A 22,792-nucleotide genomic window follows, 5' to 3' on the forward strand; every position below is an offset into this window, starting at 1 on the left:
GCCGCCGCCACCGCCGCCGCGCCCGCGCCGGCCGCCGCGGCCGCCTTTTTCGCGGTTCTCGGCATTGCCGGTTGCCTGTGGATCGAGACCGTCCGAGCCGGTATCGCTTGCGGCGTCGTTCATGGCCGAATTCCTTGTCCCCAGTGACCGGGGCGGGTCGCCCCAACCGTTTTGATGAATCCGCTCTTGGGCGCAGTATTTGGGCGCATGCACGCCAGCGGCTGTCGTTTTCGCGACTTGGAACGGCTCAAACGCGGCGCAACGTGCGTGTCGGCCTCAGACCATGGGAGAGTCGCATTCCGATGGGCGCGCCATCGCGACATAGGCCAGCGTCCGGCGGCTAAATGGTTCGAAAATACCCGCGCAAGGCGTTATACCTTGGGTTCCGGTCCGCGCAGGCGGTTTGGACCACTTGATTCGAGACGGCAGAGGACAAGGTCGATCGGGCGACACGGCATGCCGCAGCGGGCCCGCAAGCGACAGGGGGAGAGATGAGCGAACGCGAGTACATGGAATACGATGTCGTGATCGTCGGCGCCGGCCCGGCCGGCCTGGCCGCCGCGATCCGGCTGCGTCAGCTTGGCGAGGAGAGCGGGCGGGAGATCAGCGTCTGCGTCCTCGAAAAGGGCTCGGAAGTCGGCGCCCACATCCTCTCCGGCGCGGTGCTGGAAACCCGCGCGCTGGACGAACTGATCCCCGACTGGAGCGACAAGGGCGCGCCGCTGAACGCGCCGGTCAGCGAGGAGAAGTTCCTGTTCCTGACCGAGAGCGGCAGCCGCTCCATGCCGATCTGGATGCTGCCCAAGCAGATGCACAACCACGGCAACCACGTCGTCTCGCTGGGCAACGTCTGCCGCTGGATGGCCGAGCAGGCCGAGGCCGCGGGCGTGGAGATCTACCCCGGATTCGCCGCCGCCGAGGTGCTGCTGGACGAGCAGGACCGCGTCTACGGCGTCGCCACCAACGACATGGGCGTGGCCGCCGACGGCTCGCACAAGCCCAGCTACACGCCGGGTATCGAACTGCGCGCCAAGTACACCATGTTCGCCGAGGGCTGCCGCGGCTCGCTCAGCCAGCAGCTCATGCAGACCTTCGGCCTGCGCGAGAACAGCGACCCGCAGACCTACGGCATCGGCATCAAGGAACTGTGGGAGGTCGATCCCGCCAAGCACAAGCTGGGCACGGTGATCCACACCGCCGGCTGGCCGATGGACAGCAACACCTGGGGTGGCTCGTTCATCTATCACCTGGAGAACAACCAGGTGTACGTGGGCTACGTCATCGGCCTGGACTACGAGAACCCGCACCTCTCGCCCTTCGACGAGTTCCAGCGGTTCAAGACCCACCCCGCCATCCGCCCGATGCTGGAGGGCGGCAAGCGCGTCAGCTATGGCGCCCGCGCGCTGAACGAGGGTGGCCTGCAGTCTATCCCCAAGCTGGTCTTCCCGGGCGGCATGCTGATCGGCTGCTCGGCGGGCTTCCTGAACGTGCCGAAGATCAAGGGCAGCCACAACGCCATGAAGACCGGCATGCTGGCCGCCGAAAGCGTGGCCGAGGCCCTGGCCGGCGGCGACGAGGGGCAGGGCACGCTGGAAAGCTATCCCGAAAAGTTCCGGCAAAGCTGGGTCCATGAAGAACTGCACCGTGCCCGCAATTTCCGCCCGGCGGCGGCGCGCTGGGGCATGCGCTTCGGCACCCTCTACGCCGGCTTCGACCTGAAGGTGCTGGGTGGCAAGGCGCCGTGGACGCTGCACCACAAGCACGCGGACAACGAGACGCTGAAGCCCAAGGACCAGATGCCGAAGATCGAGTATCCGAAGCCCGACGGCGTCGTCAGCTTCGACAAGCTGTCCAGCGTGTTCCTCGCCAACGTCGCCCACGACGAGGACCAGCCCTGCCACCTGAAGCTGCGCGACGACAGCGTGCCGGTGGAATACAACCTGGCCAATTTCGACGCGCCGGAACAGCGCTATTGCCCGGCCAGCGTGTACGAGATCGTGCGCGACAACGACGGCTCCAACCCGCGTCTGCAGATCAACTTCACCAACTGCGTCCACTGCAAGACCTGCGACATCAAGGACCCGAAGCAGAACATCCAGTGGACCACCCCGGAAGGCGGCGGCGGGCCGAACTATCCGAATATGTGAGGGTTGGGGCGGTCTGGGGTGACCGCCATGAGATGGCTGTTTGTTTCGCTCGTCTGGATCTTTTGCGCGGTCGGGCTGATCGGCTGCGCAGAGACGCCGCCGTTGCCGCCGGCCGATGGTGGCGCGCGAACCCATGCCGTACGCGTGATCGACAGGGGGTGGCATACGGCAATCGTGGTGCCGCGACCCGAGTTGGCCGCGACCGGCCTGCTGCCAGAGGCCGGTGACTTCCCCGATGCGGCGTTCATCGAGTTCGGCTGGGGCGACCGGGTTTACTACCCCGCGAAGACCACGACACTTGGCATGACGCTTTCGGCCGCATTCACGGCGACCCCTGCGGTGATGCACGTGGCCGGTCATTCCCGTGCACCCGACGAGGCGCATCCTGGCTCGGAGGTAATCCGTGTGGCGCTCACGGACAGCGGGTTCCGAGGTCTCGTCCGCGCCATCGCCGGGGAATTCCAACGTCCGGGCGGCGGCCGCGCAGTATCCGTTTCGCGCGGCCTGTTCCCGGACAGCCTATTCTACGATGCGCATGGCACGTTCCACCTGTTCAATACCTGCAACACCTGGACCGCGCGCATGCTGCGTGCCGGTGGCGTGGACCTCTCACCCGTCGGCGTCGTCACCGCCAATGACCTGATGACGCGCCTTCGGGCAGCTACGGGTTGAGCGTTTCTCCAGCAGTCGCTGTCGATGCAGGCCGCGACTTCCGCTCCGTGGTCGAGGCCATGGGAACCTGGCGCCAGCGCTGGGGGAGTCCGAGCCGTCGCCGGAGAACCTGGACGCCTCCCCGTTGGTGTGGGGCATGCGGCGCAAGCCATCGCATGCAGGCGCCTGCAGATGGTCGGCCAGCGCGCCCTTGAGAACGCCATCCAATCCGCCCTGGGGCTGAGCCCCTTTGCCGGCGTGGTCAAGCGGGTGGGGTAAGGCGCGAGCACGAACGCACTCCGCTACGCCCGTCGAGGGATGAGACGTTGCCGCTAAACCTCGCCGTCCTCGAGTTGCGTGGCGTATTCGTGGATACTTTCGCGTGGCACGCCCATCCAGGCGAGCGTGCGGTTGTCGAGGGCCTTGAGCGCGCGCACCGTGCGGGCGATACGCCGGCGGCGCTGGGCATCCGCCCAGATGCGGGCGAGGCGCCGTGCCTGGCGGTTCCACGGAAGGGTCTGGATGGTGCTGGCGATTGTGGCTGCGGTCATGGCGGCCTCCTTTTACGCTTGAGCACTCTTTGATGGACGCACCCGCCATCGCGTGCACCATGTTGCCGTTAGCGAGGAATATCGTGGTAGAACGGGCGCGCAACCAGCGAATTCCGCGCAAGAACACTTGAGCTAGGTTCATCTGTCAGCTAGCCTGTCCTTATGTCCGAAACCGGTCATCCGCTGCCGCCGTTCGCGGCCCTGCGCGCGTTTCACGCCGCCGCCGGCGCGGGGCGGCTGAAGGACGCGGCGAAGACGCTTGGCATCACGGAATCCGCGGTCAGCCATCAGATCCGCAACCTGGAGAATTTCGTCGGCGTCGCGCTGTTCGAGCGCCAAGGCCGGCAGCTAGGCCTGACTCCGTCGGGCGAGCGGTACTTTGCGGCTCTCGATCCGGCGATCCTGCAGATTCGCGAGGCGACTGCGGCGTTGATGGGGCCGGCGGACCGGGTGCGGGTAACTTTGACCCTGCCGCCATCGCTCGCGATTCTGTGGATGATCCCGAACCTGGGGGCTTTCGAGGCGGCGTGCCCGGGCATCGACCTGCAGCTCGTCACCACGGCACGGCTCTGCGACATGCGGCGCGAGCAGATCGACCTGGCCATCCGTCACGGCCACGGGGCCTGGAGTGGGCTGGAGAGCCGCTTTCTCGCGGCCGAGCGGGCCTTTCCAGTCTGCCGGCCGGGTTACCTGGACGCGGCGCTGCTTGCGGATCCGGACGCGGCGCTTGCGAATTCCCGCCTTATCGTCAACAGCGTGCATCCCGACGAGTGGACCGAGTGGGCGAAGGCCCACGGCCTGAAGCCGCCATCAATGGCCGGCGGGCTTTCGCTGACGGCGCTGGAGCACGTGCTGGAAGCGGCTGAAAGCGGCCTGGGCCTTGCCATCGGCCGCCGCCCTGCGGTCGACGCGCGCCTGCAGGCGGGCAACCTGATCGCTCCATTCGGCACGGCGGAAACGACGGGCGCCGGCTACTACCTGTGCTGGCCCGCCGACGTTCAGCCGACCGCCGCCGCGCGCCGCGTCATGCGCTCGCTGGAATCCCTTGCCGAGGACAAGGAAGGCGGAATCTAGAGCCTTTGGGCGATTCACGGAATTGCCCAAAGGCTCTAACTCGTTCATCTGACGCATTTTCGGGCGACGAAGCGGCTCCCACTTCGTCTGAAAATGCTCTAAGCCTCGGAAGCCTCGGCGTCGAGGACGCGGGCGCGGGGGAAGCGGGCGATCACCCGCGTGCCGTTGCCGGGCTCGCTCTCGATCTTGAAGGCCCCGCCGTGCAGCTCCACGAAACCACGGACGAGCGCGAGGCCAAGGCCGCTGCCCTCGTGCCGGCGGCCGAAATCGTCGTCGGACTGGTGGAAGGGCTCGATCACGCGCTCGATCTCCTCGGCCGGAATGCCCGGCCCATCATCCGTGACAGTCAGCACAAGCTCGCCATTTTCTACCTGGCAACGCACGTCGACGTGCCCGCCGCTTGGCGTGAACTTGACGGCATTGCCGATCAGGTTGAGGCATATTTGCCGGAACAGCCGTAAGTCGCCGTACAGCAGGGGCCGCGATTCCGGCTCCGATAATGTGAGTTCCACGCCCTTCGGCCCGGCGGAGCCTTCGAGCATGGTGACGCACGTCCGTGCGGCATCGCAGGGATCGAAGCGCTCCTCGCAGAGTTCGTAGCGGCCGGCCTCGATCCGCGCGACGTCGAGGACGTCGTGGATGATGGTGAGCAGGTGCTGGCCGCTCGTCAGGATGTTGTCGGCATAGTTGCGGTAGACCTTGTTGCCGAGGGGCCCGAGGGATTCGTCGCGCATCAATTCCGAGAAGCCGATGATCGCGTTCAGCGGTGTGCGCAGTTCGTGGCTCATGTTGGCCAGGAAGCGGGACTTCGCGCTGTTCGCGGCCATGGCGGCCTCGCGCGCCTCCTGCTCGCTTTCGGCCTTGCGCTGACTGCGGCGGATTTCCAGTAGAGAGAATGCGATCAGAAGCAACGCGGCGCCCAGAAGGCCCGCCTCGTGCAGCAGGTCCCGCTGCTCCAGTGCGTGCAGGCGATCCATGAGCGCCGCCCGCTGCTCGCCGGCGACGACGCCCAGCGTGATGTCATGCAGCGGTCCCTGGTAGGCGCCGAGGCGTTCGGCAATCAATTCGCGTGCGCGCGTGTCGCCGGGGCTCAGCCCGCGCACTACCGGCTCCACTGCCCGCAGGTCCTCCTGAAAGCGCCGCACCGTCTCGATCGCATCGTCGATCTCCGGTGCAGCCGCGGATTCCCGTCCGTTCAGGAACACGGGCGCCCGGCTCCACAACAGGTCAAAGCGCAGCATGACCTCGTCGTGGTCCGTTCCCGGCGCTTCGAAGACGAAGCGGTCGACGGTCGACAGGAACTTGCTCAGCTCGAGTTCAAGTTGGCTGGCGATCCAGTGGTTGGTGCGGGACAGATGGCTGAAGGTCTCGCGTTCGCGGCTGGTCCGCTCATGCTGCAGCAGCACCAGTGCGATCAGGGTAAGGCCGAAGATCAGGGTGGCGGCCACTCGGAAGCGCCAGCTTCCGTAAACGCGGCGCCATGTGAAACCAAGGCTATTGAACATGGAGGCGGCTCAGCTGCCAGACGGATTTGTAGTTATTGCGGTCGGGATGGCGGTTATCCCCGTCGGGGTTCGGGTAGATAATCCAGAGCGGTCCCTTCTCGCGCACCGTCATCGCCTCACCGTTGCGGCGGATTGCCAGCAGGACCGGATACATTTCCAGATCGGTGGCGGGGATCTCCGCCGCATAGTCGTTGAGCGCAATTGCGCGGATCACGTCGCCCTTTGCGCCGACACGCTCCAGTACATCGGCCAGCAGCGGACCCTCGAAGACCTGCGGGCCCTGCGTCCAGTCCGTATAGGTCTTCAGCCGGTGCTGCGGCAAGGCGTTCAGCATCGTACGGTCGAACGCGGCCGCTTCTTCCTGATTGGTCACGTCGATCCGGCCTGTAACCCGAAGCAGCACGCGTTCCGACGGTTGTGGAAGCTCCCCTGCTGCCTTGGCGATTGATGAGAACACAGCCCCGATTCCCGCCGCCGCCACGGCCTTTATGAATGCTCGTCTGAAAAGCATAACCCCCGCTATCGGTTTCGACCCCCGCAGCCGCAGATGGCATTAACCTTCCGTTTACGAAAGCCGAGCTTCTAGCACATAAAGGTGTGCAATGTCGTGACCGGTATCACTGCAGACCGGATTCTTTTGTGGAATCGGTGGTCGTCCCCTGCACGGCGGCCGTGTCGGCACAGGACTCTCGCCAAGCTGGACGGCAACCCGCTTGTCCGCATTGCGGCCGGCTTTTCGCTGGGATATCCGTTGCGGGGCGCATGTTGGCATGCGGCTACGCCGAGATTATCGAAGGGGCGTTTCGTGCCGTCACATCCCGGTTCCGAAAATCCAGGCGCCGAAACCGCCGCGGTCGTGGACCTGACCGCGGCCATCATTGCGGTGAGCAACGAGGAACCGAGGATACTCACCGTCGGGGAGGCGGGGCGGAACGGCGGCGATGGGCTGGATTCCCTCCCTTCCGGACCGCTCGAACCAGGTGACCGCACGCTGGAGGCGGGACTGCGCCGCTGGGTCGAGCGACAGACCGGCCAAACCCTCGGTTATGTGGAGCAGCTTTACACCTTTGGCGACCGCAACCGGGCGCTGACCGGGCCCGCCGGCCCGCGTGTACTGTCCATCGGCTATCTGGCGCTCGTGCGCGAGGCGCGTCCGGCCCAGGCAGAGGCGGCGTGGAAGGGCTGGTATCGCTATCTGCCCTGGGAGGATTGGCGTGATGGCCGGCCGGAAGTGCTGGACCGCCTCCAGCCGGCGTTAGTGGAGTGGGCCGGCCGCGCGCCCACGAAGGACGATATCAGGCTGCGGGAGAACCGGCTCGGCCTCACCTTCGGCCTGCATGGCGGGTCCTGGAACGATGAGCGGGTGCTGGAGCGTTACGAGTTGCTCTATGAAGCCGGACTCGTGCCGGAAGCGCATCGCGATGGCGCGGCGGCGCCGCCGGAATGCGCGGGGGCGGCAGTCGATACGGCAAATCCGATGACGGCCGATCACCGCCGTATTCTGGCTACGGCGATCGGACGGCTGCGCGGCAAGATCAAGTATCGCCCCGTCGTGTTCGAGCTGATGCCGCCGGCCTTCACCCTGCTCCAGCTTCAGCGCACGGTCGAGGCGCTGGCCGGGGTGCGCCTGCACAAGCCGAACTTCCGCCGGCTGGTCAAGCGCCAGGGTTTGGTTGAGGAAACGGGCGAGACGGCGCTGGAAACCGGCGGCCGCCCCGCGAGTCTGGTGCGCTTCCGCCAGGAGGTGACGCTGGAACGCCCGGCACCTGGTGTCCGTCTCCCGATTGTCCGGCGGACGGGGTAGGGATTGCCAGAGGCGTGCCGAGCGGCGCTTGACACCCTTATTCTCACTAGTAGTATATGGGGTGGCCGGGTCATCCGGCATTTTTTGAACCCTTATATACTCGAAGCGAGTATAAGGAGCTTTTTCATGCCTGCGAACCCAACGCCCGAGGCCGCGTGCGGACCGGAACCGCTTGCCTTCACGCCGGACGTGGAGGCGCGGACCGCGCATATCTATGAGCGGGTGCGCCACGTCGTGCCGCCCTTCGAGTGGCCTGTCCTGGCTCCGGACATCGATGCGATCAACCGGCTGAAGCGGGAGCGCAACGCCGTCGTGCTGGCGCACAACTACCAGACGCCGGGAATCTACCACGGCATCGCCGACGTCGTCGGGGATTCGCTGGCGCTGGCGCGGCGGGCGAGCGAGAGCGATGCCGACGTTATCGTGATGTGCGGTGTCCACTTCATGGCCGAGACCGCCAAGCTGCTCAATCCCGGGAAGACGGTCCTGATCCCGGACGCGGACGCGGGCTGCTCGCTGGCGTCATCCATCACGGCGGCCGATGTCCGGCTGCTGCGCGAACGCTATCCCGGTGCGCCCGTGGTCTCCTACGTCAACACCTCGGCCGAGGTGAAAGCGGAATCCGACATCTGCTGCACCTCGGGCAACGCCGTTGAGATTGTCGAATCCCTGGGGTGCGACAGGGTGATCTTCCTGCCGGACGAGTACTTGGCGAAGTGGGTGGCCGGGCAGACCGACGTGGAGATCGTCTCGTGGGCGGGCCACTGCGAGGTGCACGAGCGCTTCGCGGGCCGGGATATCCACGAGCTGCGGGATTCCTATCCCGGCCTCGTCGTGCTCGCCCATCCCGAATGCCCGCCCGACGTTCTGGCCGAAGCCGATTTCACCGGCTCGACCGCGGCGATGGCCGGGTATGTCGACCGCGAGAAGCCCCGGCGGGTCGTCATGGTGACCGAGTGCTCGATGAGCGACAATGTCGCCGCCGCGCATCCTGACGTCGAGTTCGTTCGCCCCTGCAACCTCTGTCCGCACATGAAGCGGATCACTTTGCCGAAGATCCGCCGCTTGCTCGAGCGGATGGAGCCGAGGGTGGAGATTGACGCCGGGGTGGCCGAGCGGGCGCGTGGCGCGGTGGAACGGATGCTGGCGGTCAAGTGAGGTGGGTGCGCTTCGCTTGAACGGCAACGGTGACCGCGTCGCCGTTATCGGGGCCGGGGTCGCTGGTTTGGTCACGGCGCTCTCGCTGTCGCCGATGCCTGTCGTCCTGATCACTTGCAGCCGCCTGCCCTCGGACGCCGCAACGGCATGGGCGCAAGGTGGTATCGCGGCGGCCATGGGCGAGGATGACGCGCCCGAGTTGCACGCCGCCGACACGCTGGCGGCGGGGGCCGGGATCAGCGAGCCGCATGTCGCCCGGATGGTCACGCGGGACGCCGCCGATGGTATCGCGGCGCTGGCGGCCTGGGGCGTGAGCTTCGACCGCGATATCGGGGGCGCGCTGGCGCTGGGCCTGGAAGGCGCGCATTCCCGCCGGCGCATCCTGCATGCTGGCGGCGACGGGTCGGGCGCGGCGATCCTGAGCGCGCTGCTTGCTGCCGCGCGCGCCAGCGCTTCCATCGACATCGTCGAGGGATTCCAGGCTACGGACATCGTTCTGCGGGACGGCCGCGCCGTCGGCCTCGCGGGCTCCAAGGCAGGGCGCTCGACAGTCCTGCCCGCGCGCGCCGTCGTTCTGGCAACGGGCGGGGTCGGCGGCCTCTACGCCGCCACCACGAACCCAAGGGGCGCGGTGGGCAGCGGCCTTGCCCTGGCGGCCCGCGCGGGCGCCGTGCTGCGCGATATCGAGTTCGTGCAATTCCATCCGACGGCCATGGCGCTCGGCGGCGACCCGATGCCGCTTGCCACGGAAGCGCTGCGCGGCGAAGGCGCGCAACTGATCGATGCCGGAGGAAACCGGATCATGGCCGAGGTTCCAGGTGGCGACCTGGCGCCAAGGGACATCGTCAGCAGGGCGGTGTGGGCGCGGATGGCGGCCGGCGAGACCGTGTACCTGGACGGACGCACGGCCATCGGCGCCGCGTTTTCTCGTCGCTTTCCCACGGTGACGCGGTACTGCCACGCCGCTGGCCTTGATCCAGCGACACAGCCGATTCCGGTGCGTCCGGCGGCCCATTACCACATGGGCGGCATCCGCGTGGATACGCGCGGGCGTAGCTCGGTCCCCGGCCTCTGGGCCTGCGGCGAGGTCGCGGCCACGGGGCTGCATGGCGCCAACCGGCTGGCCAGCAATTCGCTGCTGGAAGCGGTCGTCTATGGCCGGCGGGTGGCGGCGGATATTTGCGGTCAGACACTGCCGGTACGCCAGGACATTTCTGCCCGAGCACGCCCGACGCCTTCCGCCGAAGGCAGGGTAGACAGCGGACGGCTGGCGCGGATCCGAGCGCTGATGGACAGATGCGTGGGCGTCGTCCGCGACCATGATGGCTTGAGCACGGCCCGTCAGCGGCTCGTCCGGATGGCGCGCAACCCGGCCTTGACGGCGTTCGATGCCAACACGGCCCTGGTCGCCCTGGTCATCGCGGAAGCGGCGCTGCGGCGCCAGGAAAGCTGGGGCGGGCACTATCGCCGCGATTATCCCGACGCATCGCCGGCATGGCGCCGCCACGGCGATATCACGCTGGCCGAAATCGCAACGTTGGACGAAGCTGCCGAACTTGCTGGAGAACGTGGATGACAACGATCGTCGATCCCTTGCCGACCCTGCTGGTCGAGCCCGTCGTTCGTGCCGCACTTCGGGAAGACCTGGGGCGGGCGGGCGATATCACCTCGACCGCCGTGATTGGACGGGGCGCGAAGTGCAAGGCCGTGGTCGCCGCACGCGTGGCCGGTACTTTGGCCGGCACCGACGCGGCGGCGCTGGCTTTCCGTCTGCTCGATCCCGAAATCGCCATTGCGGTGGATCGGCCGGACGGCGCGACGGTCGAGCCCGGCGATATCGTGATGCGGATCGACGGGCCGGCCCGCAGCGTCCTCGCCGCGGAGCGCGTGGCGCTGAACCTTCTGTGCCATCTCTCCGGCGTGGCGACCAGCACGGCGACCCTGGCGTGCGCGGCGCGGCCGCACCGGGCGCGCATTACCTGCACGCGCAAGACCACGCCGAACCTGCGCGCGCTGGAGAAGCACGCCGTGCGGGCCGGCGGCGGAGTCAGCCACCGCTTCGGCCTCGACGACGGCGTGCTGATCAAGGACAACCACATCGCCATCGCCGGCGGTATCACCCGCGCGGTGCGCGATGCCCGCCGCGCCAGCGGCCACATGGTCCGGATCGAAGTGGAGGTCGACGACCTCGCGGGGCTGGAGGAAGCGCTGGCGGCCGGTGTGGACGCCGTATTGCTGGATAACATGCCGCCGGCAACGCTGCGCGAGGCCGTCGCTAGGATCGACGGGCGGGCGATTGCCGAGGCATCGGGGCGTATCACTGCCGAAACCGTCGCGGATGTCGCCGCAACCGGCGTCGACCTGATCTCGGCGGGCTGGATCACGCACAGCGCACCCGCCCTCGACCTGGGCCTCGACATCGAAAGCGCGCCTGCCAACCCTGTATTTTAGCGCGATAACTTCCCGGTGGCGCAAAACTGCTAGCTGCCGTCGCTGTCTCGAAAGCCGCTCTGAAAGCCCCGGACTTAGACACGACGGAAGGCTTTGAGGGTCTGGCAAACATATCGCGGCGCCATCGGGAGGCGGAGATGAGAGAACATGCACGCGTGGTCGTGATCGGCGGCGGGGTCGTCGGCGTCAGCACGCTGTATCACCTGGCGAAGAAGGGCTGGACGGACTGCGTCCTGGTCGAGCGGACCGAGCTGACGGCCGGTTCCACGTGGCATGCCGCGGGCCTGCTGCCGCTGTTCAACATGAGCTATTCGGTGGGCCAGCTCCATCAGTACTCCGTCGAGCTCTACAAGAACCTGGAGGAGGAGACCGGCCAGAACGTCTCCTTCCACGTCAACGGCAACCTGCGGCTTGCCGCCACGCGCGACCGGATGGACGAGTACCGCAACTACGCCTGTACGGCGGACACCATCGGCGTCCATTACGAGTTCCTGACGCCGTCGGAGGTGAAATCGCTGTGGCCGCTGGCCTACACCGACGACCTCGAAGGCGCGATCTTCCACCCCACGGACGGCCATATCGCGCCGGCGGACCTGACGATGGCGCTGGCCCGGGGTGCGCGCACGCGCGGGGCGGAGATCTACCAGCATACCCCCGTCACCGGCATCTCGCAGAAGCCCAACGGCGAGTGGGTGGTCCACACCGCCAAGGGCGACATCACCTGCGAGCACATTGTCCAGGCAACGGGCAACTACGCCCGCGAGACGGCGGCGATGGTGGGTCTCGACATCCCTTCGATCCCGGTCGAGCACCAGTACATCGTGACCGACACCGTACCCGAGCTGAAAGAGTACCGCGAGGCCGGCAACAAGGAGCTGCCGGTGCTGCGCGACAGCGACACCAGCTATTACCTGCGCGAGGAGCGCATGGGCTGGCTGCTCGGCCCCTACGAGAAGGGCGCGCCGGCGCGCTTTGCGGACGGTGTGCCAGAGAGCTTCGAGAAGGATCTGTTCCCGGGCGATCTGGACCGCCTGATGCCGCACATCGAGGCTTGCATCCACCGGGTGCCCAGCTTCGAGAGCGCCGGCATCAAGGACATCGTCAACGGTCCGATCGCCTATACGCCCGACGGCAGCCCGATGGTCGGCCCGGCGTTCAGCCTGCGCAACTACTGGCTGTCGGAAGGCCATTCCTTCGGCATTACCGCCGCCGGCGGCGCCGGCTGGCAGCTTGCCGAGTGGATCGTCGAGGGTGAGCCCTCGGTGGACATGAACGGCGTCGACCCGCGCCGCTTCGGCGCCTACGCCAACAAGAACTACGCCATCCGCAAGAACGAGGAGGCGTACGAGCACGTCTTCGTCATCCACTATCCCACCGAGGAGCGTCCCGCCGCCCGTCCGCAGAAGCGCAGCCCGATCTGGCCGCACCTGGACAAGGCGAATGCGGTCTGGGGCCAGCGCCACGGCTGGGAGCGCGCCAACTTCTTCGCGCCCAGCGTCGAGGCCCGCAAGGACCACTGGAGCTTCCGCCGCGCCGACTGGTTCGCCCAGGTGGGCGAGGAAGTCCGCGCCATGCGCGAGCGCGTGGGCATCATGGATCTGTCGCCCTTCTCCAAGTACGAGGTCGAGGGGCCCGGCGCGCAGGATTTCCTGGACGGCCTGATCGCCAACGTGCTGCCGAAGAAGGTGGGCCGCATCAACCTGACCCACGCGCTGATGCCCTCGGGCTCGGTGAACTGCGAGTTCACCATCACCCGTCTGGCCGAGGACCGCTTCTGGGTCATCGCCCCGCAGGCCGCGGACCGGCACCACTACGACTTCCTGCTGAAGAACCTGCCGGACGACCGCTCGGTGTCGCTGACGCACCTCACAGGGCGCTACGGCTGCCTGATGCTCGCCGGGCCCCATGCCCGCAAGGTGCTGGAGAAGCTGGCCGACGGCGACGTCTCCAAAGAGAACTTCAAGTGGCTCAGCATGAAGGAGATGGCCATCGGGCTTGCCAGCGACGTGCGCGCCATGCGCGTGAACTTCGTCGGCTCGCTTGGCTGGGAGCTGCACGTGCCGATGGAATACATGGCCACGCTCTACGAGCAGCTCTGGGACGCCGGCAAGGAGTTCGACATCGCCAACGTCGGCATGCGGGCCATGGACTCGATGCGCCTTGAGAAGTCGTACCGCATGTGGGCCACCGACCTGAACCAGGAGAACACCATCCTGGAGGCCAGCATGGATCGCTTCGTGCGGCTGAATAAGGGCAACTTCGTCGGTCGCGACGCGCTGGTAAGGCAGCAGCAGGAGGGCGTTCCCAACCGCTTCGTGACGCTGGAGATCGACGCCGAGGACGCCGATGCCTTCGGCAATGAGCCGGTGATGATCGACGGCGAGGTGGTGGGGCGCGCCACCGCCGGCGGCTTCGGCCACTACGTCCAGAAATCGCTGATGATGGGCTACGTGCGCACCGATGTCGCCAACGAGGGGCAAGAGGTGAAGGTCCGCCTGCTGGACCAGGAGCGTCCGGCCCGCATCATCCCGGAAAGCCCGTACGATCCGGAGAACGAAGCTTTGCGCGCATAAGTCGCGGACCTTCCGCCATCGGCGGTGTCGGGGCAGGCGAAACCGCCGGCCGGGCGCCGCCGATTCCGGTGGGTGCGTTGACACCCGCCGAGCCGGCTGCTAATCAGCGGCCCGCTTCTTCGACCGGCCCGAAGTGCCGCCGTTCAACCGAATGTTCGTGGGACAGCGATGAAGGTTCTGGTTCCCGTCAAGCGCGTGCTTGACCCCTACGTGAAGGTCCGCGTCAAGCAGGACAAGTCCGGCGTGGATCTGTCCAATGCCAAGATGGCCATGAATCCCTTCTGCGAGATTGCCGTCGAGCAGGCGGTCCGTTTGAAGGAGCAGGGTGTCGCCAGCGAGGTGGTCGTCGTTTCCGCCGGTCCGCAGCAGTCGCAGGAGACGCTGCGCACGGGTCTGGCGATGGGCGCGGATCGCGGAGTCCTGATCCCCACCGACGTGGCGCTGGAGCCGCTGGCGATTGCCAAGCTGCTGAAGGCCGTCGTGGACAAGGAGGATCCGGGCCTCGTACTGATGGGCAAGCAGGCCGTCGACGGCGACAACAACCAGACCGGTCAGATGTTGGCCGCGCTGCTGGGCTGGGCGCAGGGCACCTTTATCTCGAAGGTGGAACTGCAGGACGGCGCCGCGCAGGTAACACGTGAAATCGACGGCGGCCTCGAGACGCTGCAGGTGAAGCTGCCGGCGGTCCTGACCGTCGACCTGCGCCTGTGCGAGCCGCGCTACGCCTCGCTGCCGAATATCATGAAGGCGAAGAAGAAGCCGATCGACACCCACTCGCCGGAAGATCTCGGCGTGGACGTCACCCCGCGCCTGCAGGTCAGCCGCGTGGAGGAACCGCCGGCGCGCCAGGCCGGGATCAAGGTCGAAAGCGTGCAGGAACTCGTCAAGAAACTGCACGAAGAGGCCAAGGTTATTTAAACCGGCTTTGCCGATTCGGCTCTCGGGCGCGGTCGCGCTCGGTTGAACTGCCGGCCCGAGAAATCGCGCCCCGGTGCAGTATCGCAATTGCGGTTCCGTCCGGGGCGTTTTGCATGCCAGACCTCTGTGCGGGCTACATTCGTTTGCCATTGCCGTGACGCCTCCAGGATCCTGCGTATTTTGCGCCCCGTGGCCGTTTCCTCTATAAGGGCGAAGGGGGATTTCGACGCGAGGTAGGGAGACGTTGATGGGCGTCTTGACCCAGTGGCGGCGCCCGAGGGCAGGCTGCTTCGATATTCGTATTGGCGAATTGCCATGGTGCGGGCGCCTGACAGCTACGGCGGTTTCCTTCTCGCGTCCGGTGGGAACGTCCCGATGCCTCTGAGCGCGGTGTCGGTACGCTTTGCCGCCGTTCTTGCCCTGGCGCTCACGGTTTGGTCACTCCTCCCGCCTCCCGCGATGGCGCGCGACCCGCTGTGGTACGAATTGCCGTGGGATGCGCGCATGGGACTGAGCTGGTTCAAGGAACGCGCGGAACGCGGCGATGTCGAGGCCATGTACCGCATGGGCCTGCTCTACGAAACAAGCGTGAGCGGCACGCGCAGCCTGGAAAAAGCGTTCACGTGGTACCGCCGCGCGGCCGAGGCAGGGCACGCCCGCGCGCAATTCAAGCTGGGCACTTTCCATCAGACGGGTGCTATCGGAAAGGTGGACATGCTCGCCGCCGCCCGCTGGTACGCCGCCGCCGCCGAGCAGGGCGTGGCGAGGGCGGTGCATAACCTGGGCGTGCTGACCGAGCGCGGACTGGGCCGCCAAAAGGATCCGGCGCGCGCCGCGGCGCTGTATCGCCAGGCGGCACGTGCCGGCGTGGACGAGGCGTGGATGAGCCTGGGTCTGCTTTATGCCGCCGGCACGGGCGTGAAGCAGGACCTTGTGGAGGCCTACGCGCTCATCTCCCGCGCGGCTTCCGCCGGGGTGCCGGGGGCGGCAGGGTCGATCGAGCGGCTTGCGAAGCGGATGACCGAGCCACAGCAGGCCAGGGCGAGGACACGGGCAAAGGCGCTGGCCGCCGTGGAATAGCGGTTCCATTCGGAATCGTTCCCGATTTTCCACAGATTGAAATAGCAATCCCCAGGTTTATCCACAAATTCGAGATTTATCCCCAGGATCGATCAGATTTCCGGTCCCTCGAATGGATGCCGCCCGTCGCGGTCCTCGATCTCGATCACCCAGAGGTCCGGGTCGCGCTTGACGGCGCGGGCGATGTAGGCATCCGCTTCGGCTTCGCCGACATACTTGCCCTGCATAGCCGGAAGCCAGCCCAGCCGGCCGTCGATATCGCGGGCCTGCGTCAGGATGCGGCAGCCGTGCTCCAGCATGTTCAGCTTCAGTACCACCATGCCGCCGCCGGCGTCGCCACGGTGGGCCACCGTGGCGAAGATGCCCTCGGCGAAGCAGCGGCGCAGATGGGCACGCACCCAGAGGTCTGTTGGCAGTCGGTCGTCGCTCATGCGGCGCAACCTAACCGCTTTCGCCGCCCGGCGCGAGACGCGGGATGCATCGCTTCGCCTTGACGGCGCGCGCCGATGACGGGCAGATAGCCGGCACCGGGCCGTCCAGAGTGGCCGGGGAGCGAGGCAGTAAGGCGAGGGCGCGTATATGGCACACGGTACGATGCGGACATTCGGCTATCCCAACACCCTGGTTCGCGAGTACGATCACTGGACCGCCCAGCTTCGCCCCAAGCAGGCGACGCTGGGCGCCCTGGCGATGATCTGCAAGAGCGAGGTCACGGCCTTTTCCGATATCGGCGCCGAGGCTTTCGCTGAGATGCCGCGCGTGATCGGGGACATCGAGACGGTGCTCTCGCAACTGTTTGGCTACGAAAAGATCAACTATCTGATGCTGATGATGGTGGACCCCGAGGTGCATTTCCACGTGCTGCCGCGCTATGCCGCGACACAGACGTTCCAGGGAGTCTCCTTCGCCGATCCGGGTTGGCCCGGCCCGCCCGACTTGACGCACGCGGCGGAGGCCGGCGAGGTGGTGCAGGCGCGGCTGCTGGAGCGGCTTCGCGCTACCTGGCCAGGCTAGGCAAAGCGCCGGAGAGACACCCGAAGCGATGCGCACGCTGTCCCGCTATATCCTCCGCCGCGTCTTCTGGCCGTTCGCGTTTGGACTGCTGGTGGTTCTTCTGGCGCTCTCGCTGGAGCGGCTGCTGCGCATCGTGCAGACGATCACCGACCAGGGTGCGCCGATCAGCGATGCGCTGCGGATCCTGAGCTATCTGGTCCCGCACTACCTGGGGCTGGCCGTGCCCGCCGCGCTGTTCCTGGCGGTGCTCCTGGCAATGCGGCAGCTTTACACAAGCTCGGAGCTGGCGGCGATTCTGAGCGCGGGAATCCCCGTGCGCCGGCTGTTGAGGCCGATTCTGGGCTTCTCCCTGGTGTTGGCCGTGTTCATGCTGGTCAACGTCGGTTATCTGCAACCCCATTCCCGCTATGCCTATCGCGCGACGATGCACGAGATTACCGAGGCGACCCTGGCCTTCCGCCTGCAGCCCGGTGTCTTCCACCGCATCAATGACCGCCTTATCGTCCGCGCCGACGAGGTGTCGCGCGGCGGTCGGATCATGGAACGCTTCTTTACCGAGATCGAATCCCGCGGCGGTGCGCGCACGATCATCACCGCGCGCGAGGCGCGGGTGGTCAGCGAGCCGGCCGATGGTGCGCTGGTAATCCGCATGCACGACGGGACGGTGGTCCGCGAGGGGCTTGGCGAAACGGCGCAGTCCGTGCGCTTCGACGAGTACGCCTGGCAGCCGCCCGTGGACGGCTCAGCGCCCTACGGCCCACGCGGGCACGGCGAGCGGGAGTTCACGCTGGACGAACTGGCGCGGGGCGGGGCAGCCGAATTGCCCAACGACACGACCCCCGCCGAGGTGCGGGCGGAGATGCACGCGCGGCTGGTTGGGGTTGCGTCCCTGCCGGTGCTGGCCGTGCTGGCGGTGCCGCTGGCACTGTTCGGCGGCGGGCGCACCGGCCGCGCCTATGGGTTGATCCTGGGCATCGCGCTTCTGGTGCTTTACGAGAAGGTCGTCGGCTTCGCGGAGGCCTTCGCCTCGGACGGCGCGGTGCCGGTATGGCTTGCATTGTGGTCGCCGTTCGTATGCCTGCTGGCGCTGGCCTGGTTCCTTTTGCGCCATGCATCCGAAGGCGGCGGGCGGAGCCTGCGGGCGTGGCTGCGGCCCCGGCCGGCGGAGCGCCGGCCGGCCACTGGCGTTGCGGCGGAGTAAGATGCGGCGCGCGGTCCTCTCCCGATACGTCCTGCGCCTCTTTCTGGGGCGCGCCTTGCTGACGGTGGCGGGACTTTCGGCGATTCTGGTCGTCTTCGACGTGCTGGCGAACGCGGATCGCGTGGTCGGCGGCGGCCCGGGCGTGATGCTGCCGCTACTCACCTATGCGCTGCTGCGCCTGCCGTCGGTCGCCTCGCTCATCATCCCCCTCGGCGTGCTGCTGGCGGCGATGACGACCTTCGCCCAACTCGTCACCAGTTCCGAGGCGGTGGCGATGCGCGCCGCCGGTATCTCGGTCTATCGTCTGACCGGGGCGGCGATGCTGGGCGCGGCGCTGATTGCCGTGGCGCATTTCTGGCTGGCTAACGTCGTGGTGCCGGAGGCGGCGGGGCGCCTCCGCCTTTGGGAGGAGCGCGGCTTCCGTGGTCTGCCGCCGCTTTCCACGCCCCGGCGCGCGCCGACGTGGTTCGCGGTCGGCCACGCCCTCGTGCATGTCGGCCATTCCAGCCTGGACGGCCACTCGCTCTACGACGTCACGGTCGTGCGGCGCGACACGGATGGGCGGATGACCGACTTCTTCTCCGCCGCCTTCGGCAGCTATGAAGACGGCCTGTGGCTCTTCCGGCAGGTTGCCCGGCCCGGCTTGAACGGCCAGTCTCCTCAGGACTTGAGCGAGATGCGCGTGGCCCTGCCGGTAACGCCTCGGCGCTTCTCGGCGTTGTCGGGAAAGCCCGGCGAATTCAGCTTCGGCGAGCTATGGCGGCTGTCGAACAGCCCGGATGTGGCGGACAGGCCGGCGTATTTCTACAATTTCTGGCTGCAACGCAAGATCGCCCAGCCCCTCGGCTCGCTGGTGATGGTCCTGCTCGCCGCACCGCTGGCGTTGCAGCTTGCGCGGCGCAACCGCATGCTGCTGGCCGGTTTCGCGGCGGTGTTCGCCGGCTTCCTGTTCTTCGTTGCCGAGCGGCTGCTGCTGGCGCTGGGGGAGACAGGGTTACTGCCCGCCGCCGTGGCGGCCTGGATTCCGGCGGCGGTGTTCAGCATCCTGGCGGCCTGGGTACTGCTGAATCTGGAAGGATAGGGCCGGTTATCGGCGCATTGTGGGCGCGCAGGCTTGATTGCCGCCGCCGCGATCCCTAGACATACGGGCAAACCCGGCGCAAGCGGTGCGCGGGCGCGGAGAGGATGCGATGGCCGACCTCGGTATCTGGAAACGGGAGTACCGCCTCGACAAGATGTCGCTGGGCGAGCTATGGGTCGCCTTCTTCCTTTATCCGGCGATCCAGGTCTATCTGCTGCTGGCGGCGGGCAGTGCCTATGTCTCCTGGCGCGTAGCCGAAAGCGTGGCGCCAATCGCCGTTTCCGTGCTGCTGGTGCTGCTGATCTATCCGCTGGTCTGGTACCTGCTGCACCGCTACGTGCTGCACGGCCGCTTCCTGTATCGCTCGCCGCTGACAGCCAAGGTGTGGAAGCGGATCCATTTCGATCATCACCGCGACCCCCACGACCTGAAGGTGCTGTTCGGCGCGCTTTATACCACGCTGCCGACGATCTTCCTGGTGGTCACGCCCATCGGCTGGCTGATCGGCGGGCTGGCCGGCGCGTCCTCGGCGCTTTGCGCGGGGTTGCTCGTGACCTGCTTCTACGAGTTCTGCCACTGCGTTCAGCACCTGCGCTACACGCCGAAATGGCCCTTCCTTCAGCGGATCAAGAAGCTGCATTTGCAACACCATTTCCACGACGAGAACCGCAATTACGGCATCACCAGCTTCCTCCCCGACAAGGCGTTCGGCACCTTCGACGAGGAGGTGAAGGGCAGGGCGCGCAGCGAAACGGTCTTCAACCTCGGCTACACGCGCCAGGAGGTGCGCCGATATCCCTGGGTCGCGCGTCTCACGCCAGATCTTGACGAGGAAAAGGCCGCTCGGGAGGGTGTGGACAGGCGGCATCCGAGGGCGACCTGAGTGCCTGCGCTTGAGGTTCGGCCCGTCGAAGGCCGGCGGTCGTTCACAGATTTCCTGAATGTCCCAAGACGGGTTTACGCCGGCGATCCGAACTGGGTGCCGCAACTGGACTTCGAGCGGCGCACGCACCTGTCCTCCAAAAACCCTTACTTCCGCCACGCGCGGGCGCGTTACTTCGTCGCCTATCGCGGCGGCGTGGCCGTCGGCCGGATCAGCGCGCAGATCGACGAACTGGCGCAGAACGGGGAGGCCGGGACTATCGGCCACTTCGGCCTGCTGGAAGGCACGGACGACGAGGTGCTTGCAACGCTGCTCGAAGCGGCGGAGACGTGGCTGCACCAGCAGGGCGTCCACCGCGTCGAGGGTCCGTACAGCCTGTCGATCAACGACGAGGTGGGGCTGTTCGTGGACGGCTGGGGCGGTCCGCCCCGCCTGCTGATGAACTACGCGCCGGCTGCTTATGCCGAGGCGCTGGAGGCGGCCGGCTACGAAAAGGCAAAGGACCTGCTGGCCTACCGTGTCGATGTCGAGGCGCGGCTGCCGCGCGCGGCCGAGTACCTGGCCCAGCAGGCCGCGCGCAGTGGACGGGTGACCGAACGGGCCATGAACCCGCGGCACTTCCGCGCCGAGCTCGATACCGTGCTGGATATTTTCAACGATGCCTGGTCGGACAACTGGGGCTTCGTCCCGATGACGGCGGACGAGGTCGCCTACATGGCGGCGAACCTGAAGCCGCTGATCCGACCGGAACTGGTGCGTGTCGCCGATGTCGACGGCGAGCCGGCGGCGATGCTTGTGGCCGTGCCCGACCTGAACGAGGCATTGCGGGACCTCGACGGCCGCTTGCTGCCGCTGGGCTGGGCGCGTCTTCTGTGGCGGTTGAAAGTCCGCGGCCCGCGTGGCGGCCGGGTGCTGTTGATGGGGGTGCGTAAGAAGTATCGGGGCGGTTTCATGGCCGGGGCGCTGACCGCGCTGTTGGTCTTGGAATCGCACCGGGCAGCCCGGCAGCAAGGCCTCGATGAGATGGAGATGTCCTGGATTCTGGAGGACAACATGCCGATCCGCCGCCTGATCGAGATGATGGGTGGAGAGGTCTATCGCCGCTACCGCATCTATGGAAAGGCGCTGGCGTGAGCGCGCCGCGCCCGGCCGTGCTGGTGCTGGCGGGCAGCCGTGCCGGGCCGGACCCCGTGGCCGAGGCGGGCGGGCGAAGCTGCAAGGCGTTTGTCCAGATTGGCGGGCGGCCGATGCTGGAGCGTGTTATCGCCGCGCTGGAGGCCAGCGGTTGCGTCGGAGACATCTCGGTTGCCCTGGACGCGGCCGCGCCAACCGATGTCGAGGCGCCGGCGTTGGCCAAACGCATGGCCGCCGGCGAGATCAGCCGCGCCGACCCTGCCCGGACACCGAGCCGGAGCGTCCTGCAAGCCTTCGATGCACTGCCGGCCGGCACGCCGCTGATCGTCACGACCGCGGACCACCCCCTGCTGACGGCGCAGATGGTTGCCGAGTTCGTCCGCAAAGCAGTCGACAGCGGCGCCGAGGCCGCTGCCGCGCTGGCGCCCACGGAGCTGATCGACGCCACATACCCGGACGCGCGTCGCACCCGCCTGAAGTTCCGCGACGGCGGTTATTCCGGCTGCAACCTCTTCTGCTTCCGGGGGGCGGGGGCGCGCAACGTTCTGACCTTCTGGGGCAGGATGGAGGCGCGGCGCAAGCGGCCGTGGCGCCTTGCCATGGCGCTGGGCCCGTTGACGCTTGTGGCCTATGCGCTGGGGCTGCTGACGCTGAAGGGCGCGTTGCGGCGGCTCGGCCGAAAGGCCGGGGCGGACTTGCACGCCGTGATCCTGCCTCAGGCCGAGGCGGCCATCGACGTCGACAAGCTGGAGGATCTGCGTTTAGTGGAGCGGATACTAGGGGCTGGCGACGCTGGCCAACTCGCCGGCTGAACCGGCGCTCCACCGTGCCACGGCCTCACGCGCCCGGCGGAGGTCCACGGGAAAATCGACCTCGCACCACTCGTCCTGGCGTACCTCCGCCGTGGTGATCTCGGTTTCCTTCGCCAGTGCGTCGATCACCGAGAGATACCAGACGCGCATCCCCGATTCCGCCCGCATCGCCGCCGTCACGGCATCGCGGAAGCGTGCGACCCCGCTGTCGCGGAACAGCATCATGCCGATGGATTCCGCGTCGACCGTCTCCGCGTCGAGCGACTTGCCGACGTCCATAAGCCGCTCGCCGTCCAGGCGCACCTTCATGTCGTCGACGTCATAAGCGTCCTTGCGCGACACCATGACGCGGATCGGCGCTGCCGGCGCATCGACCAGCCCCTTGACGACGGGCGCATCGAACAGCGTGTCGCCATTCATCAGCAGAACGTCCGAGGTCATTTCCCCAAGTGCGGCGAAGACGCTGCTGAGGTTGTCGGCGACACCATAAAGCGGATTGAAAAGGCTGCGCGCGGTGATGCCCGGCCTCGGGCGCTGCAGTTCGTGCTCCACCTTGTCGGCCTGGAAGCCGGTGACGACCACGGCCTCCTCCACGCCCGCCGCGGCAAGCTGGGAAAGCTGCCAGTCCAGGACGTGCATATCGACGCCGACAGGCAGGAGGCACTTCGGCACCTCCTCGGTCAGCGGCAGGAGGCGCTTGCCCTGCCCGGCGCTTAGGATGACGGCTTTCACGCTGCCCCCGAACGGTGGTACAT

21 protein-coding genes are annotated in these 22,792 nt (G+C 67.1%); 16 read left to right on the forward strand and 5 right to left on the reverse strand.

Translation table 11 applies throughout. The annotated features are described in order from the left end of the window. The first annotated feature begins 491 nt into the window (after positions 1–491). Positions 492–2,147, forward strand: coding sequence for an electron transfer flavoprotein-ubiquinone oxidoreductase (locus tag DRB17_RS15850; RefSeq protein ID WP_114583205.1), 1,656 nt, complete (start codon positions 492–494; stop codon positions 2,145–2,147). 27 nt (positions 2,148–2,174) lie between these two features. After that, entirely contained in the window at positions 2,175–2,819 is a 645-nt protein-coding gene (locus DRB17_RS15855) for a DUF2459 domain-containing protein (RefSeq protein ID WP_114583206.1), read from the forward strand. A 311-nt stretch (positions 2,820–3,130) separates the two neighbouring features. Here DRB17_RS15855 and DRB17_RS15860 read toward each other — a convergent pair whose 3' ends face one another. Beyond that, on the reverse strand, positions 3,131–3,349 hold the full coding sequence (locus tag DRB17_RS15860; RefSeq protein WP_114583207.1) for a DUF1127 domain-containing protein: 219 nt from the start codon (positions 3,347–3,349) through the stop codon (positions 3,131–3,133). A 162-nt stretch (positions 3,350–3,511) separates the two neighbouring features. Here DRB17_RS15860 and DRB17_RS15865 point away from each other — a divergent pair, with 162 nt between their 5' ends. After that, the gene (locus DRB17_RS15865) at positions 3,512–4,423 is read left to right on the forward strand and encodes a LysR substrate-binding domain-containing protein (RefSeq protein ID WP_114583208.1); all 912 of its coding nucleotides are present in this window, start codon (positions 3,512–3,514) and stop codon (positions 4,421–4,423) included. A 98-nt stretch (positions 4,424–4,521) separates the two neighbouring features. On the opposite strand, the gene DRB17_RS15870 is transcribed toward DRB17_RS15865, so the two are convergent. Both DRB17_RS15870 and DRB17_RS15875 read right to left on the reverse strand, forming a co-directional pair. Continuing rightward, positions 4,522–5,928 (reverse strand): sensor histidine kinase, encoded by a 1,407-nt coding sequence (locus tag DRB17_RS15870; protein WP_114583209.1) that lies wholly within the window; start codon positions 5,926–5,928, stop codon positions 4,522–4,524. After that, on the reverse strand, positions 5,918–6,439 hold the full coding sequence (locus tag DRB17_RS15875; protein ID WP_114583210.1) for a putative pterin-binding protein: 522 nt from the start codon (positions 6,437–6,439) through the stop codon (positions 5,918–5,920). The genes DRB17_RS15870 and DRB17_RS15875 overlap by 11 nt, the downstream gene beginning before the upstream one ends. Positions 6,440–6,733: 294 nt before the next feature. On the opposite strand from DRB17_RS15875, the gene DRB17_RS15880 reads away from it, so the two are divergent. The 7 genes from DRB17_RS15880 to DRB17_RS15910 all read left to right on the forward strand — a co-directional run bounded on the left by DRB17_RS15880 (position 6,734) and on the right by DRB17_RS15910 (position 15,912). Continuing rightward, positions 6,734–7,732, forward strand: a complete 999-nt coding sequence (locus tag DRB17_RS15880; RefSeq protein ID WP_114583211.1) for an NUDIX hydrolase — start codon at positions 6,734–6,736, stop codon at positions 7,730–7,732. A gap of 126 nt (positions 7,733–7,858) precedes the next feature. Continuing rightward, positions 7,859–8,890, forward strand: coding sequence for a quinolinate synthase NadA (nadA, locus tag DRB17_RS15885; protein ID WP_114583212.1), 1,032 nt, complete (start codon positions 7,859–7,861; stop codon positions 8,888–8,890). Between the two features lie 16 nt (positions 8,891–8,906). Then, positions 8,907–10,466 (forward strand): L-aspartate oxidase, encoded by a 1,560-nt coding sequence (locus tag DRB17_RS15890; protein WP_114583264.1) that lies wholly within the window; start codon positions 8,907–8,909, stop codon positions 10,464–10,466. Continuing rightward, entirely contained in the window at positions 10,463–11,341 is an 879-nt protein-coding gene (nadC, locus tag DRB17_RS15895) for a carboxylating nicotinate-nucleotide diphosphorylase (protein ID WP_114583213.1), read from the forward strand. Before DRB17_RS15890 ends, nadC begins: the two co-directional genes overlap by 4 nt. Positions 11,342–11,478: 137 nt before the next feature. Continuing rightward, positions 11,479–13,914, forward strand: coding sequence for a GcvT family protein (locus DRB17_RS15900; protein WP_114583214.1), 2,436 nt, complete (start codon positions 11,479–11,481; stop codon positions 13,912–13,914). Positions 13,915–14,082: 168 nt separating this feature from the next. Then, positions 14,083–14,832, forward strand: a complete 750-nt coding sequence (locus DRB17_RS15905) for an electron transfer flavoprotein subunit beta/FixA family protein (RefSeq protein ID WP_114583215.1) — start codon at positions 14,083–14,085, stop codon at positions 14,830–14,832. Positions 14,833–15,207: 375 nt separating this feature from the next. Further along, positions 15,208–15,912 (forward strand): tetratricopeptide repeat protein, encoded by a 705-nt coding sequence (locus DRB17_RS15910; RefSeq protein ID WP_161958854.1) that lies wholly within the window; start codon positions 15,208–15,210, stop codon positions 15,910–15,912. A gap of 92 nt (positions 15,913–16,004) precedes the next feature. Here the strand turns inward: DRB17_RS15910 and DRB17_RS15915 are convergent, their stop codons facing one another. Continuing rightward, on the reverse strand, positions 16,005–16,343 hold the full coding sequence (locus tag DRB17_RS15915) for a DUF1491 family protein (protein WP_114583217.1): 339 nt from the start codon (positions 16,341–16,343) through the stop codon (positions 16,005–16,007). A gap of 148 nt (positions 16,344–16,491) precedes the next feature. Between DRB17_RS15915 and DRB17_RS15920 the strand changes: the two genes are divergently transcribed. The 6 genes from DRB17_RS15920 to DRB17_RS15945 all read left to right on the forward strand — a co-directional run bounded on the left by DRB17_RS15920 (position 16,492) and on the right by DRB17_RS15945 (position 22,037). Further along, positions 16,492–16,926, forward strand: a complete 435-nt coding sequence (locus tag DRB17_RS15920; protein ID WP_114583218.1) for an HIT family protein — start codon at positions 16,492–16,494, stop codon at positions 16,924–16,926. Between the two features lie 28 nt (positions 16,927–16,954). Continuing rightward, on the forward strand, positions 16,955–18,127 hold the full coding sequence (gene lptF, locus DRB17_RS15925; protein ID WP_114583219.1) for an LPS export ABC transporter permease LptF: 1,173 nt from the start codon (positions 16,955–16,957) through the stop codon (positions 18,125–18,127). Position 18,128: 1 nt separating this feature from the next. Beyond that, positions 18,129–19,208, forward strand: coding sequence for an LPS export ABC transporter permease LptG (gene lptG, locus DRB17_RS15930; protein ID WP_161958855.1), 1,080 nt, complete (start codon positions 18,129–18,131; stop codon positions 19,206–19,208). Between the two features lie 109 nt (positions 19,209–19,317). After that, positions 19,318–20,091, forward strand: coding sequence for a sterol desaturase family protein (locus DRB17_RS15935; protein WP_114583221.1), 774 nt, complete (start codon positions 19,318–19,320; stop codon positions 20,089–20,091). Then, positions 20,092–21,225: a GNAT family N-acetyltransferase gene (locus tag DRB17_RS15940; protein ID WP_114583222.1), complete on the forward strand. Its 1,134-nt coding sequence runs from the start codon at positions 20,092–20,094 to the stop codon at positions 21,223–21,225. It begins immediately after the preceding gene. Further along, entirely contained in the window at positions 21,222–22,037 is an 816-nt protein-coding gene (locus DRB17_RS15945; protein ID WP_161958856.1) for a nucleotidyltransferase family protein, read from the forward strand. Before DRB17_RS15940 ends, DRB17_RS15945 begins: the two co-directional genes overlap by 4 nt. Here the strand turns inward: DRB17_RS15945 and DRB17_RS15950 are convergent. Then, entirely contained in the window at positions 22,002–22,769 is a 768-nt protein-coding gene (locus DRB17_RS15950) for a phosphocholine cytidylyltransferase family protein (protein ID WP_114583224.1), read from the reverse strand. The two genes, DRB17_RS15945 and DRB17_RS15950, sit on opposite strands and share 36 nt — an antisense overlap. Between the last annotated feature and the right edge of the window lie 23 nt (positions 22,770–22,792).

It is taken from the genome of Ferruginivarius sediminum, assembly GCF_003344765.1.
Lineage (GTDB): Bacteria > Pseudomonadota > Alphaproteobacteria > Kiloniellales > Rhodovibrionaceae > Ferruginivarius > Ferruginivarius sediminum.

What these genes read in the sequence shown, in the direction of transcription:
- nadA (WP_114583212.1), top strand. Translation starts at nt 7,859, where the DNA reads ATGCCTGCGAACCCAACGCCCGAGGCCGCGTGCGGACCGGAACCGCTT.
- DRB17_RS15905 (WP_114583215.1), top strand. Translation starts at nt 14,083, where the DNA reads ATGAAGGTTCTGGTTCCCGTCAAGCGCGTGCTTGACCCCTACGTGAAG.
- DRB17_RS15850 (WP_114583205.1), top strand. Translation starts at nt 492, where the DNA reads ATGAGCGAACGCGAGTACATGGAATACGATGTCGTGATCGTCGGCGCC.
- DRB17_RS15920 (WP_114583218.1), top strand. Translation starts at nt 16,492, where the DNA reads ATGGCACACGGTACGATGCGGACATTCGGCTATCCCAACACCCTGGTT.
- DRB17_RS15875 (WP_114583210.1), bottom strand. Translation starts at nt 6,439, where the DNA reads ATGCTTTTCAGACGAGCATTCATAAAGGCCGTGGCGGCGGCGGGAATC.
- DRB17_RS15870 (WP_114583209.1), bottom strand. Translation starts at nt 5,928, where the DNA reads ATGTTCAATAGCCTTGGTTTCACATGGCGCCGCGTTTACGGAAGCTGG.
- DRB17_RS15910 (WP_161958854.1), top strand. Translation starts at nt 15,208, where the DNA reads ATGCCTCTGAGCGCGGTGTCGGTACGCTTTGCCGCCGTTCTTGCCCTG.
- DRB17_RS15935 (WP_114583221.1), top strand. Translation starts at nt 19,318, where the DNA reads ATGGCCGACCTCGGTATCTGGAAACGGGAGTACCGCCTCGACAAGATG.
- lptF (WP_114583219.1), top strand. Translation starts at nt 16,955, where the DNA reads ATGCGCACGCTGTCCCGCTATATCCTCCGCCGCGTCTTCTGGCCGTTC.
- DRB17_RS15915 (WP_114583217.1), bottom strand. Translation starts at nt 16,343, where the DNA reads ATGAGCGACGACCGACTGCCAACAGACCTCTGGGTGCGTGCCCATCTG.
- DRB17_RS15860 (WP_114583207.1), bottom strand. Translation starts at nt 3,349, where the DNA reads ATGACCGCAGCCACAATCGCCAGCACCATCCAGACCCTTCCGTGGAAC.
- lptG (WP_161958855.1), top strand. Translation starts at nt 18,129, where the DNA reads ATGCGGCGCGCGGTCCTCTCCCGATACGTCCTGCGCCTCTTTCTGGGG.
- DRB17_RS15900 (WP_114583214.1), top strand. Translation starts at nt 11,479, where the DNA reads ATGAGAGAACATGCACGCGTGGTCGTGATCGGCGGCGGGGTCGTCGGC.
- nadC (WP_114583213.1), top strand. Translation starts at nt 10,463, where the DNA reads ATGACAACGATCGTCGATCCCTTGCCGACCCTGCTGGTCGAGCCCGTC.
- DRB17_RS15865 (WP_114583208.1), top strand. Translation starts at nt 3,512, where the DNA reads ATGTCCGAAACCGGTCATCCGCTGCCGCCGTTCGCGGCCCTGCGCGCG.
- DRB17_RS15855 (WP_114583206.1), top strand. Translation starts at nt 2,175, where the DNA reads ATGAGATGGCTGTTTGTTTCGCTCGTCTGGATCTTTTGCGCGGTCGGG.